Annotated in this window: 14 protein-coding genes; 11 read left to right on the top strand and 3 right to left on the bottom strand. The window is 68.1% G+C overall.

What is annotated here, in order from left to right; all coding sequences use genetic code 11:
- From AC27VN_RS17800 to AC27VN_RS17760, 9 genes are all read left to right on the top strand, one after another.
- Nucleotides 1–475: alpha/beta hydrolase fold domain-containing protein (locus AC27VN_RS17800; RefSeq protein WP_490877365.1), on the top strand; the 475-nt coding region annotated here is incomplete at its 5' end.
- A 133-nt stretch (nucleotides 476–608) separates the two neighbouring features.
- Nucleotides 609–1,484, top strand: coding sequence for a helix-turn-helix domain-containing protein (locus AC27VN_RS17795; RefSeq protein WP_490877364.1), 876 nt, complete (start codon nucleotides 609–611; stop codon nucleotides 1,482–1,484).
- A 19-nt stretch (nucleotides 1,485–1,503) separates the two neighbouring features.
- Nucleotides 1,504–2,379: a branched-chain amino acid ABC transporter permease gene (locus tag AC27VN_RS17790; RefSeq protein WP_296799771.1), complete on the top strand. Its 876-nt coding sequence runs from the start codon at nucleotides 1,504–1,506 to the stop codon at nucleotides 2,377–2,379.
- A gap of 3 nt (nucleotides 2,380–2,382) precedes the next feature.
- Entirely contained in the window at nucleotides 2,383–3,459 is a 1,077-nt protein-coding gene (locus AC27VN_RS17785; protein WP_093355289.1) for a branched-chain amino acid ABC transporter permease, read from the top strand.
- Nucleotides 3,456–4,277, top strand: coding sequence for an ABC transporter ATP-binding protein (locus tag AC27VN_RS17780; RefSeq protein ID WP_203203899.1), 822 nt, complete (start codon nucleotides 3,456–3,458; stop codon nucleotides 4,275–4,277). Before AC27VN_RS17785 ends, AC27VN_RS17780 begins: the two co-directional genes overlap by 4 nt.
- Entirely contained in the window at nucleotides 4,274–5,047 is a 774-nt protein-coding gene (locus tag AC27VN_RS17775) for an ABC transporter ATP-binding protein (RefSeq protein ID WP_203203900.1), read from the top strand. The genes AC27VN_RS17780 and AC27VN_RS17775 overlap by 4 nt, the downstream gene beginning before the upstream one ends.
- Before the next feature lie 5 nt (nucleotides 5,048–5,052).
- On the top strand, nucleotides 5,053–6,936 hold the full coding sequence (locus AC27VN_RS17770; RefSeq protein ID WP_490877363.1) for an AMP-dependent synthetase/ligase: 1,884 nt from the start codon (nucleotides 5,053–5,055) through the stop codon (nucleotides 6,934–6,936).
- A gap of 61 nt (nucleotides 6,937–6,997) precedes the next feature.
- Nucleotides 6,998–8,158, top strand: a complete 1,161-nt coding sequence (locus AC27VN_RS17765; protein ID WP_296781548.1) for an ABC transporter substrate-binding protein — start codon at nucleotides 6,998–7,000, stop codon at nucleotides 8,156–8,158.
- A 64-nt stretch (nucleotides 8,159–8,222) separates the two neighbouring features.
- Nucleotides 8,223–8,684, top strand: coding sequence for an EVE domain-containing protein (locus tag AC27VN_RS17760; protein ID WP_490877362.1), 462 nt, complete (start codon nucleotides 8,223–8,225; stop codon nucleotides 8,682–8,684).
- Nucleotides 8,685–8,693: 9 nt separating this feature from the next.
- Here AC27VN_RS17760 and AC27VN_RS17755 read toward each other — a convergent pair whose 3' ends face one another.
- Both AC27VN_RS17755 and AC27VN_RS17750 read right to left on the bottom strand, forming a co-directional pair.
- Complete coding sequence (locus AC27VN_RS17755) at nucleotides 8,694–9,341, bottom strand: MarC family protein (RefSeq protein WP_093355304.1); 648 nt, start codon at nucleotides 9,339–9,341, stop codon at nucleotides 8,694–8,696.
- Complete coding sequence (locus tag AC27VN_RS17750; protein ID WP_490877361.1) at nucleotides 9,341–10,090, bottom strand: SDR family oxidoreductase; 750 nt, start codon at nucleotides 10,088–10,090, stop codon at nucleotides 9,341–9,343. Before AC27VN_RS17750 ends, AC27VN_RS17755 begins: the two co-directional genes overlap by 1 nt.
- 139 nt (nucleotides 10,091–10,229) lie before the next feature.
- Here AC27VN_RS17750 and AC27VN_RS17745 point away from each other — a divergent pair, with 139 nt between their 5' ends.
- Nucleotides 10,230–10,841 (top strand): 2-hydroxychromene-2-carboxylate isomerase, encoded by a 612-nt coding sequence (locus tag AC27VN_RS17745; RefSeq protein ID WP_296781550.1) that lies wholly within the window; start codon nucleotides 10,230–10,232, stop codon nucleotides 10,839–10,841.
- Between the two features lie 69 nt (nucleotides 10,842–10,910).
- Nucleotides 10,911–11,594: a dienelactone hydrolase family protein gene (locus tag AC27VN_RS17740; protein ID WP_490877360.1), complete on the top strand. Its 684-nt coding sequence runs from the start codon at nucleotides 10,911–10,913 to the stop codon at nucleotides 11,592–11,594.
- 42 nt (nucleotides 11,595–11,636) lie between these two features.
- Here AC27VN_RS17740 and AC27VN_RS17735 read toward each other — a convergent pair whose 3' ends face one another.
- Nucleotides 11,637–12,539: a LysR family transcriptional regulator gene (locus AC27VN_RS17735; protein WP_093355315.1), complete on the bottom strand. Its 903-nt coding sequence runs from the start codon at nucleotides 12,537–12,539 to the stop codon at nucleotides 11,637–11,639.
- Nucleotides 12,540–12,720 lie beyond the last annotated feature (181 nt).

The following is a 12,720-nucleotide window of genomic DNA, read 5'->3' as shown; positions in this document are numbered from 1 at the left end:
CGGCAACCTCGCGGCGGTGGTGGCGATCGCTGCGCGCGAGAGCGCCGACCTGCCGCTCGTGTTCCAGCTGCTGATCTATCCGGCCACCGACATGCGCCGCGGCCATCCGTCGCACCAGGCCAATGGCCAGGGCTATCTGCTGACGCGCGACACGATGACCTACTTCCACGACCACTACATCACCGATGCGAAGCACGACCTCGACTGGCGCGCTTCGCCGCTGCTGCACGGCGACCTCTCGCGCCTGCCGCCGGCGCTGGTGCTCACGGCCGGCTACGACCCGCTGCGCGACGAAGGCCTGGCCTATGCCGAGGCCTTGACCGCGGCCGGCAACAGCGCGAACTACGTCTGCTTCGAGCGCCAGATCCATGGCTTCGTGACCATGGGCAAGGTGCTCGACGAGGCCAACACCGCGGTCGCGCTTTGCGCCACCGAGTTGCGTCGCGCGTTCGCGGCCGCGAAGCCTCAGGCCTAGCGGACTCCTAGGGAAAGTCCCCGCGCAAATGGGCCCCGCGCCGCGCGCGTGCCCCGCTACGATCAGCCCCACAACGACGCCGACCCAGGGCCCGTGCCCTGGTCCAGGCCCCCGAATGCAGGAGACAGACACCATGCAGGGAACGAGGATGGCGCCGTCGACGCAAGGCGGTGCCCGCGAGGGTCGCGGCCAGGGCGAACGCCTGATGTGGCTCACCACGCAGCGCGTGTTCTACGCCGGCCTGCTGGGCCGTGCCGCCGAGCGCACCATGGGCGGCCATGGCGTCTATGTCTCGCCCGCGGGTGCGCCGCCCAATCGCCTGCGCGTGGGTGGCGGTGCCTGGCAGAGTGGCGAGCTGCTGGTCGTGCCGCCGCAGGTGCCGCACGAGATCGAGAGCGCGCATCCGCTGATCCTCAACCTGCTGATCGAATCCGAGTCGGTCGATCCCGCCGGCATGCCCGACTGGCTGCAGCACTGCGGTCCGGTGCAGGCACCGGCCTTCGTGCAGCGCGTGCGCGAGAGCCATGCCCAGCTGCTCGCCGCCTCGGCGCGCGGCCAGCGCTTCGACGGCCTGGACTTCGACCGCCAGTTCTTCGGCGCGCCGCTCGCGCTGCGCGCGCTCGATGCGCGCATCCGCAAGGTCATCGACGCGATCAACGCCGATCCCGCGGCCGCCACCTCGGCCGAGGAATGCGCGGCCTCGGTGCATCTCTCGTTCTCGCGCTTCCTGCACCTGTTCAAGCAGGAGACCGGCATGGCCTTTCGCGCCTTCCGCGCCTGGAAGCGCGCGCGCAGCCTGCTGCGCTACGTGCGCCAGACCGCGACCCTGACCGACATCGCGCTCGAGGCCGGCTATCCCGACTCCACCCATTTCAGCCATTCGATCCGCCAGGTCTACGGCCTGAAGCCCAGCGACATCCTGGCCGGCTCGCGGCGCCTCGCGCTGCACGACGCGGCCGGCGCGGCCTATCGCCCCTTCACGTCTCCCTTCCGTCACCTGCGCCAGTAAGGCCAAGGAGGTTCCCGTCGTGCAGATCCTCCAGCTCCTGCTGTCGGGCATCGCGCAAGGCTGCATCTACGGCCTGATCGCGCTCGGCTTCGTGCTGATCTACAAGGCCACCGAGACGGTGAGCTTCGCGCAGGGCGACCTGATGATGCTCGGCGCCTTCGCCGCGTTCGCGGGCATGTCGCTGTTCGGCATGCCGTTCTGGCTCGCGGCCGTGCTCGCCATCGCCGCCATGGCGGCCTTCGGCGTGCTGCTCGAGCTGGTGGTGATCCGCCCGATCCTCGGCCAGCCGCAGTTCTCGATCGTGATGCTCACCATCGGCATCGCCTACGTGGCGCGCGGCCTGGTCACCATGGTGCCGGGCATCGGCACCGAGACCCACGCGCTGGCCGTGCCCTACAAGGACCAGATCTGGAAGCTCGGCGAGCTGGTGGTGAACCTCGAGCAGCTGGTGATCATCGTCGCCACCGCGATCCTCTGTGGCCTGCTGTTCGCGATGTTCCGCTACAGCAAGCTCGGCATCGCGATGCAGGCCTCGTCGCAGAACCAGCTCGCGGCCTACTACATGGGCATTCCGGTCAAGCGGCTCAACGGGCTGGTGTGGGGGCTGGCGGCCGCGGTCGCGGCCATCGCGGGCATGCTGCTCGCGCCGATCACGTTCGTGCACGCCAACATGGGCTTCATCGGGCTCAAGGCCTTTCCGGCGGCGGTGGTCGGCGGCTTCGGCAGCCTGCCGGGCGCGATCGTCGGTGGGCTGGTGATCGGCATCGTCGAGTCCTTCGCGGGCTTCTATTTGCCCGACGGCTTCAAGGACACGGCGCCGTACATCGTGGTGCTGCTGATGCTGATGATCAAGCCCAACGGCCTGTTCGGCGAGAAGCTGCGCAAGAAGGTCTGAACCATGCGCTACATCTTCAAGACCTCCTACGACCAGGACATCCGGCTCGCCAAGCATGGCGGCCAGGTCTTCTGGTACGGCCTCTTGTGCGTCTTCCTGCTGGCCGCGCCGTGGGTCATCGACGAATACTGGCTCGCGCAGCTGACCTTCGTGCTGATCTACGGCATCGTCGGCCTGGGCCTGATGCTGCTCGCGGGCTTCACGGGCCAGTTCTCGATCGGCCACGCGGCCTTTCTCGGCACCGGTGCCTACACGCAGGGCGTGCTGACCAACCTCGGCGTGCCGTTCCCGCTCGCGCTGGTCGCGGCCGCGGCGCTGTCGGCCGGCGTGGGCGTGGTGGTGGCGTTGCCGGCGCTGCGCGTGAAGGGCATCTACCTGGGCATCGCGACGCTCTCGTTCGGCTTCATCGTCGAGGAGGTGTTCGCGCGCTGGGAGAGCGTGACCGGCGGCAACGCGGGCCTGCACGTGAAGTCGCCGCAACTCTTCGGCTGGTCGCTGGGCTCGGGCGACGGCTTCTACTTCCTGTGCCTGGTGGTCGCGGTGCTCAGCACGCTGGGCATCCTGAACCTGCTGCGTTCGCCGACCGGCCGCGCCTTCGTGGCGATCCGCGATTCGGAGATCTCGGCGCAGAGCATGGGCATCCATCTCGCGCGCTACAAGACGATGTCGTTCGCGATCTCGGCCGCGCTCGCGGGGCTCGGGGGCGCGCTCTACGCGCACAAGCTGAGCTTCATCTCGCCCGACCAGTTCAACATCCTGCAGTCGATCGACCTGCTGCTGATGGTGGTGATCGGCGGGCTGGGCTCGGTGCACGGCGCCTTCCTCGGCGCGATCTTCCTGATCGCGATGCCGCAGCTGATCTCGATGGGCAAGGACTGGCTGCCGGCGGTGATCGGCCAGGCGCCGGGCTTGCAGGGCTTCGTCTACGGGGTGGTGTTGATCGTGTTCGTGCTGTTCGAGCCGCTGGGGCTGTACGGGCGCTGGCTCAAGGTGCGCACCTACCTGCAGCTGTTTCCGTTCTACCGCAAGGGCCTGTTCAAGCGGCAGAAGTCCTTCACCAAGTCGGATCGCCTGAGATGAGCGGCGGCGACATCCTTCTCTCGGCCCGGGACCTGAGCGTGCGCTTCGGCGGCGTGCTCGCGGTCAACAAGGTCAGCTTCGACGTGCGGCGTGGCGAGGTGTTCACGCTGATCGGGCCGAACGGCGCGGGCAAGACCACGGTGTTCAACCTGATCAGCCGCATCTACACGCCGACCTCGGGCCAGATCACCTGGCATGGCGAGGCCGGCGGCGCGGTGGCGCTGACCAGCCAGGCACCGCACGCGATCGCGGCGCTCGGCATCGCGCGCACCTTCCAGAACATCGAGCTGTTCGAGCATGCGACGGTGCTGCACAACCTGCTGATCGGCCGCCACACGCACCGGCGCAGCGGCTTCTGGCGCGAGCTGTTCTTCACGCCGGCCACGCGGCGCGCCGAGATCGAGGCGCGCGAGAAGGTCGAGCAGGTGATCGAGCTGCTCGACCTGCAGCACCACCGCGACGCGATGGTGGCGGGCCTGCCCTACGGCGTGCGCAAGGTGGTGGAGCTGGCGCGCGCGCTGTGCACCGAACCCAAGCTGCTGCTGCTCGACGAACCCTCGTCGGGCCTCAACGTGGAGGAGACGGCCGACATGGCGTTCTGGATCCAGGACATCCAGCACGAGCTCGGCGTGTCGGTGCTGATGGTCGAGCACGACATGTCGCTGGTGTCGAAGGTGTCGGACCGCGTGCTCGCGATGAACCAGGGCGAGGTGCTGGCCACGGGTTCGCCGCGCGAGGTGCAGGCCGATGCGCGCGTGGTGGAGGCCTACCTCGGCACGGTCGACGACGTGAGCAGCCTGCGGAGGGTTCGAGCATGAGCGACGTGGTTCTTCAGTTGCTCAACGTCGAGAGCGCCTACGGCCCGATCAAGGCCATCCGCGGCGTGAGCCTCCAGGTGCGGCAGGGCGAGATCGCGACCGTGCTGGGCTCCAACGGCGCCGGCAAGACCACCATCCTCAAGACGATCTCGGGGATCATCGATCCACGCAAGGGCAGCATCGAGTTCCAGGGCCGCGACATCACGGCCAAAGACCCGGCCCACATCGTGCAGCAGGGCCTGAGCCACGTGCCCGAGGGCCGCGAGGTGTTCCCGCTGCTGTCGGTGCGCGACAACCTGCTGATGGGCGCCTACACGCGCCAGGACCGCGACGGCGTGGCGCGCGACATCGAGACCGTGTTCGGCTACTTCCCGATCCTGCGCGAGCGCGCCACGCAGGACGCCGGCCTGCTCTCGGGCGGCCAGCAGCAGATGCTCGCGATCTCGCGCGCCATCATGGCGGCGCCGCAGCTGATCCTGCTCGACGAGCCCAGCCTCGGCCTGAGCCCCAAGCTCACCAAGGAGATCTTCGAGATCGTGGTGCGCATCAACCGCGAGCGCGGCACCACCATCCTGCTGGTGGAGCAGAACGCCAACATGGCGCTCAACGCGGCCGACCACGGCTACGTGCTCGAGAACGGCCGCATCGTGATGGAGGACAGCTGCGAGCGGCTGCGCGAGAAGGAGGACATCAAGGAGTTCTACCTCGGCGTGAAGGACGAGGGCGTGCGCGGCGAGCGGCGCTGGAAGAAAAAGAAGACCTGGAGGTAGCACCGATGAGCAGCACCCTCGCACTGCGCGCGCCGGCCGGCCTCTGGGACCTGGCGCACCTGCAGCCCCGCACCGAGGTGGTGGTGCCGGGCGACACCATCCCGGCCGTGTTCTGGAAAGCGGTCGAGTTGCGCCGCGACAAGGTTTGGATGCGGCAGAAGGAATTCGGCATCTGGCGCAGCTGGACCTGGGGCCAGACCGCCGAGGCGGTGCGCGAGATCGCGAGCGGCCTGATGGCACTGGGCTTCGCGGCCGGCGAGTGTGCCTCGGTGCTGTCGAACACCGTCATCGAATGGGTGCTGGCCGACGTGGCGGTGCTCAGCTGCGGCGGCGTCTCCAACGGCATCTACCCGACCGACGCGGCCTCGCAGGTGCAGTACCTGTGCGAGGACTCGCGCACCACGGTGCTGTTCGTCGAGGACGACGAGCAGCTCGACAAGGCGCTCGAGGTGCGCGCCGCGCTGCCGCTGCTGCGCAAGGTGGTGGTGTTCGACATGGAGGGCCTGCGCGAGCTCGACGATCCCGACGTGCTGAGCCTGGAGGCACTGCGTGCCCTGGGCCGCGCGCACCTGGCCGCGCATCCGCGGGCGCTCGAGGAGCGCGTGGCCGCCTGCCGCGCCGAGGACCTCGCGATCCTGGTCTACACCTCGGGCACCACCGGAAAGCCCAAGGGCGCGATGCACAGCCACGGCGGGCTGGTCTACACCATGCGCGGCTACAACACGCTGCTGGCGCAGGACGAGAGCGACGAGCGCATGTGCTTCCTGCCGCTGTGCCACATCGCCGAACGCATGGGCGGCGAGTACTTCGCGATGTACACCGGCTCGATCCTCAACTTCGTCGAGAACCCCGAGACCGTGCCCGAGAACGTGCGCGAGATCGCGCCCACGGTGTTCACGGCCGTGCCGCGCGTGTGGGAGAAGTTCTACTCGGGCGTGATGATCGCGCTCAAGGAGGCCAGCCGGCTGCAGCAGGCGGCCTACGGCTGGAGCATCGGCGTGGGCCAGCAGATCGCGCAGCGGGTGCTCGAGGGCCGGCCGGTGGGCGCCGGGCTGCGCCTGAAGTTCCGCCTGGCGCGCTGGCTCGCGCTCGACAACGTGCGCAAGCTGATCGGCATCCACCGCGCGCGTTTCCTCGTGACCGGCGCCGCGCCGATCTCGCCCGAGCTGGTGCGCTGGTACCTCGCGCTCGGCGTGCCGATGCTCGAGGTCTGGGGCATGACGGAGTCGTGCGGCGCCTCCACCGGCGTGCCGGTCACGCGCATCATGCCGGGCTCGATCGGCCCGGCGGCCGGCTACAACGAGGTGCGCCTCGATCCGCAGACCGGCGAGATCCTGGTGCGCGGCCCGAACGTCTTCATGGGCTACCTGAACCTGCCCGAGAAGACCGCCGAGACCCTCGACGCCGAAGGCTGGCTGCACACCGGCGACGTCGGCACGGTCGATGCGGAAGGGTATTTCCGCATCACCGACCGCATGAAGGACATCATCATCACGGCAGGTGGCAAGAACATCACGCCGAGCGAACTCGAGAACGAACTCAAGTTCAGCCCCTACGTCACGGACGCGGTGGTGATCGGCGACAAGAGGCCCTACCTGACGGTGATCGTGATGATCGACCAGGAGAACGTCGAGAAATTCGCGCAGGACAACGACGTGCCGTTCAGCAACTACGAAAGCCTCACGCGCACGCAGGAGGTGCTCGACCTGATCCAGGGCGAGATCGACCGCGTCAATGCGAAGTTCGCGCGCGTGGAGCAGATCAAGAAGTTCTTCCTGCTCGAGACGCAACTGAGCGCCGAGGACGAGGAACTGACGCCGACCATGAAGCTCAAGCGCAAGCTGGTGCAGACCAAGTACGCGCCGCGCATCGAGGCCATGTACCGCTGAGCGCATCGAAAAAAGTCCCGATCGCCACCCGATTTTTTCGCCAACCCGAGGAGACAAGCGCATGAAGCTCAAGACACCGACGATGCTGGCCGTGCTGGGCCTGGCCGCGACGCTCGCGTCCGCGCAGCAGGGCGTGACCAAGGACGAGATCCGCATCGGCACGATCCAGGATCTCTCGGGGCCGCTCGCCGGCTTCGGCAAGCAGGCGCGCAACGGCATGCAGCTGCGCGTGGACGAGCTCAACGAGCAGGGCGACATCAACGGCCGCAAGCTCAAGCTCTACGTCGAGGACTCGGGCTACGACCCGAAGAAGGCCGTGCTGGCGGCGCAGAAGCTGGTGAACCAGGAGAAGATCTTCATCATGGCCGGCCATATCGGCACGGCGCAGAACATGGCGGCGATGCCGGTGCAGTTCGACAAGAACGTCGTCAACTACATGCCGATCACCGCGGCGCGCGAGATGTACGAGCCGCTCAACCGCCTCAAGTACTCGTTCGCCGCCACCTACTACGACCAGATCCGCCTGGCGCTGCCGAAGATGGTGAAGGACAAGGGCGCGAAGAAGGTCTGCACCATCTACCAGGACGACGAGTTCGGCCTCGAGGTGCAGCGCGGCGCCGAGGCCGGCCTCAAGGCCGTGAACATGGAGCTGGCCGAGAAGACCTCGTTCAAGCGCGGCGCCACCGACTTCAGCTCGCAGGTCGCGAAGATGAAGGCCGCCAACTGCGACCTGGTGGTGCTCGGCACCATCATCCGCGAGACCATCGGCACCGTGGGCGAGGCACGCAAGACCGGCTTCAACCCGACCTTCCTGGGTTCGAGCGCGGCCTACACCGACCTGATCCACAAGCTCGGCGGCAAGGCCATGGACGGCATCTACGCGACCATGACGGTGCAGAACCCCTACACCGACGAGCAGTCGCAGCCGCTGCGCTTCTGGGCCAACAAGTACAAGACCAAGTTCAACGAGGACCCGACCGTGTTCTCGGTCTACGGCTACGTGATCGTCGACTCGTTCATCAAGGCGGCGCAGAAGGCCGGCCCGAACCTCACGACCGACAGCTTCATCAAGGCCATGGACAGCATCACCTTCGAGCCCGACATGTTCGGCAGCCCGAAGAGCACCTACACGGCCACCAAGCGCCTGGGCAACGACCAGTCGCGGCTGTCGCAGATCAAGGACGGCAAGTGGGTGGTGGTGTCGGACTACGTGGCACCCTGAGGCCGGGCCCCGGCGGCGGGGCGGGCGGCTATATTGCGCGGCATCCCATCCTCGCGAGAACGCCATGCCCCAGTACTGGCTGATGAAATCCGAGCCCGACGAGGTCTCGATCGACGATGCGCTGGCCGCGCCCGACGCCACCGTGGCGTGGACCGGCGTGCGCAACTACCAGGCCCGCAACTTCATGCGCGACGGCATGAAGGTCGGCGACGGCGTGCTGTTCTATCACTCGAGCTGCCCCGAGCCCGGCATCGCCGGCCTCGCGCGCGTGGCCTCGGCGATCAAGCCCGATCCCACGCAGTTCGACCCGAAGTCGCCCTACTACGACGCGGCCTCGAAGAAGGACGATCCGCGCTGGCTGCTGGTGGACGTGCAGGCGCTGCGCAAGACGCGCCTGCTGGCACTGCCCGAGCTGCGCTCGAAGCCCGAGCTGGCCGAGCTCACGATCCTGCGCAAGGGCAACCGGCTGTCGATCACGCCGGTGGAGCCGGCGCACTGGAAGATCATCGAGAAGATGCTGGGCTGAGCGCCCTCGTCATTTCGCGAGGATCGGGAACAGCTTGCCCAGCCCGTCGGTCATCACCTCGACCGCCAGCGCCGCAAGGATTAGGCCCATGAGCCGGGTCATGATGTTGATGCCGGTCTTGCCGAGCACGCGCGCGATCGGCTGCGCGAGCGAGAAGGCGATGGCCGTGGCCAGCGCCACCACCACGCCGTAGCCCACCAGCACCGCGAGCTCCCACAGGTGCTTGGCCTTGTCGGCGTAGATCACCACGGTGGAGATGGTGGCCGGGCCGGTGAGCAGCGGGATGGTCAGCGGCACCACCGCGATCGAGGCGCCCATCGAGGCCTTGACCTCGGTGGCGCGCAGCTCCTCGACGTTGGTCTTGCTCTCGGCCGGCTGCGCGTTGAGCATCGACAGCGAGCTCATCAAGAGCAGCAGGCCGCCGCCGACCTGGAAGCTCGCGATCGAGATGCCGAAGAAGGACAGCAGCTGCAGGCCGATCAGCGCGCTGACCGCGATCACCACGAAGGCGCTGAAGGCCGACATGCGCACCGTGCGGCGGCGCTGCGCGTCGGAGTAGCCCTGCGTGTAGTGGATGAAGAAGGGCACGATGGCCAGCGGGTTGACGATCGCCACCAGCGTGACCAGCGGCTTGATCAGGTCCATCGAGGTGCTCATCAGCGTCCTCCCGAGACGTCGAGCAGGGCCATGGTGGTGTAGCTGGCCTCGTCGGACAGCAGCCACACGATCGCGTTCGCCACCTCCTCGGCGCTGCCGGGGCGCTTCATCGGCACCGAGGCGGCGAGGTCGAAGGCGCGCTGGGGCATGCCGCCCGAGGCATGGATCTCGGTGTCGATCAGGCCCGGGCGCACCGCGCTGACGCGGATGCCCTCGTCGGCCACTTCCTTGGCCAGGCCGAGCGTGAAGGTGTCGATCGCGCCCTTGCTCGCGGCGTAGTCCACGTACTGCTCGGGCGAACCCAGCCGCGAGGCGGCGCTCGAGAGATTGACGATCACGCCGCCCGTGCCGCCGTGGCGCGTGCTCATGCGGTGCACCGCCTCGCGCGCGCAGACGAAGCTGCCGACCACGTTGATGCGGAACATGCGTTCCAGCCGCGCCGCGCTCATCTCGTCGACGCGCGCGCGCACGTCGACCACGCCGGCGCTGTTGACCAGCGCCGTGAGCCGGCCGAGCTTGGCATCGACCTGCGCGAACATGGCCATCACCTGCGCTTCATCGCCGACATCGGCCTGCACCGCGATCGCCTTGCCGCCCGCGGCGCGGATCGCGCGCACGACTTCGTCGGCCGCGAGCGAGTTGCTCGCGTAGTTGACCGCCACGGCATAGCCGCGCCGCGCCGCCAGCAAGGCGGTGGCGGCGCCGATGCCGCGTCCGCCCCCCGTGACCAAGAGCACCTGCTGGTTCAATTCCGATCTCCTGCACAAAAGCTGCGCGTCAGTTAAAACCGTCGGTCCGGATTACATCACCGAGGGTGGCTCGCAAGTTGCGGGCCTTACCCGCAGTACCAGGATGTTCCGGCGGCGCTTCGTGCGCGGAGGTGAATTCATGAGCAAGACCATCGACTACTACTTCCCCCCCCAAAGCCCCTGGACCTACCTGGGCCATGCCCGCTTCGCCGCCATCGCGGCGGCGGCCGGCGCCACGGTGCGCGTGCGTCCGGTGGACATGGGCAGCATCTTTCCGGTCTCTGGCGGGCTGCCGCTGGGCAAGCGCGCGCCGCAGCGGCAGGCCTACCGGCTGGTCGAGCTGGCGCGTTTCTCCAAGCACCTGGGCATTCCGCTGCATCCGAAGCCGAAGTTCTTCCCGGTCTCGGGCGACGACGCGGCGCGGCTGATCATCGCGGTCGATCTCAACGACGGCACCGAGGCCGCGATGCGCATGTGCGCGGCGGTGTTCGCCGCGCTGTGGGCGCAGGAGCGCAACATCGGCGACCCCAAGGTGCTCGAAGCGCTGGTGGCCGAATGCGGCCTGCCGGCCAAGCGCGCCGACCAGGCGCAGAGCCAGGCGGTGCAGGAGCAGTACGAGGCCTACACGCAGGAAGCCATCGACATCCAGGTCTTCGGCGCGCCGAGCTACGTGATCGACGGCGAGATCTTCTGGGGCCAGGACCGGCTCGATTTCGTCGAACGCGCGCTGCGGCCCGGGGCGGCGGGCTGAACGCCGCCGACACGCACCGGACACGCATTCCCTCCATCCTTCCCATTGCCATCAAAGGAGCAACACATCATGGGTCAATTCATCGATCTCACCGCCAAGGACGGCTTCAGCTTTCCCGCCTACGTGGCCGAACCCGCCGGCACGCCGCGCGGCGCCGTCGTCGTGGTGCAGGAGATCTTCGGCGTCAACTCGCACATCCGCTCGGTGGCCGACGGCTACGCGGCCGAGGGCTACCTGGCCGTCGCGCCCGCGACCTTCCACCGCGTGAAGCCCGGCGTCGAGCTCGGCTACAGCGAGGACGACATGAAGACGGGCTTCGGCCTGAAGACGGCCGTCGAGGCGCTGCCCGCGCCCGGCGTGCTGCAGGACATCGAGGCCGCCGTGGCCTACGCGGCCAAGGCCGGCAAGGTCGGCATCGTCGGCTACTGCTGGGGCGGCCTGCTGACCTGGCGCGCCGCCGCGCTGGTGCCCGGCCTCGCGGCCGCCGCGCCCTACTACGGTGGCGGCATGACCTCGCCCGAGGAAACCGCGCGCCAGCCCAAGGTGCCGGTGCAGGCCCACTTCGGCAACCAGGACCACTGGATTCCGCTCGACACCATCGAGAGCTTCAAGAAGGCCCATCCCGAGGTCGAGGTGCACGTGTACCCGGTGGGCCACGGCTTCAACTGCGACCAGCGCGGCTCGTACGACGCCGAAGCATCGAAGCTGGCGCGCGAGCGCGTGCTGGCCTTCTTCGCGCAGCACATCGGCTGAGCGCATCCGCTTCGCATGGGAGCCCGGCGCCGCCGGGCTTTTTCATTTCTTGAGGCCGGGCTTGTCGCCCACGCGGGTCTCGAGGAAGTCGAGCAGCGCGCGCAGCGCGGCGCTGTTGTGGCGCCGCTGCAGGTAGACGGCCGACAGCCACATGTCCTTGCGCGCATAGTCCTGCAGCACCGGCACCAGCTCGCCCTGGTCGATGTGCGACTGCACCAGGATCGAGGGCAGGTAGATCACGCCGAAGCCGCGCATCGCGATGCGGATCAGCGGCGCGCCCTCGGTGCAGTCCATGCGGCTCTTGACGTGCACGTCGAGCGGCTCGCCGCCGTCGTCGAAGCGCCAGACCGGCTGGGCGCCGAGCAACGAATGCGTGAGCGCCTCGTGGTCCGCCAGGTCGCGCGGATGCTCGGGCTTGCCGTGCTTCTTCCAGTAGACCGGCGAGGCGCAGACCACCATGTTCATGAGCCGCAGCTTGCGCATGATCAGGTTGGCGTCCTCCACCGGGCCGCTGCGGATGTCGACGTCGATGCCTTCCTCGGCGAGATCGACCGTGCGGTTGGTCAGCTGCAGGCTGATGCGCACGTCGGGGTAGTAGCGCATGAAATCGGCCAGCAGGTTCGGAAACTCGCCATTGCCCATGCCGTGCGGCGCCGAGATGCGCAGCCGGCCGCCGGGCTGGCTCGCGCGCTCCTGCAGCTCGGCCTGCGTCAGCTCGACCATCTCGAGCACCGGCGTGCTGCGCTCCAGCAGCAGCTGGCCGGCGTCGGTCAGGCTCACCGAGCGCGTGGAGCGGTTGAGCAGGCGCACGCCGAAGCGGGTTTCGAGTTCGGCGACATACTTGCTGACCGTGGCCTTGGACATGTCGAGCCGCTTGGCGGCCTGCGAGAAGCTGCCATGCGACGCGACTTCGCGAAAGGTTCTGATCAGGTCGAGGCTGTCCATGGAGGTCGTGCCGGTAGCGCTGGGCGATGGCGCGATTCTCAGGGGTTTTTCTTAGCGCGGCCGCGCGGCACTTTCGTGACGCAGCGCGACTCGCAAGCAGGCAGAGGATGCATTCGATGACACGCACTTTTCGACTTCATGCGGCGCTCGCGCCGTGGACGCTGGCGCTGGCGGCCCTGTG

The organism is Variovorax sp. 20P10.2.4 (genome assembly GCF_058244205.1).
This window is presented reverse-complemented; position numbering and strand designations above follow the sequence as displayed.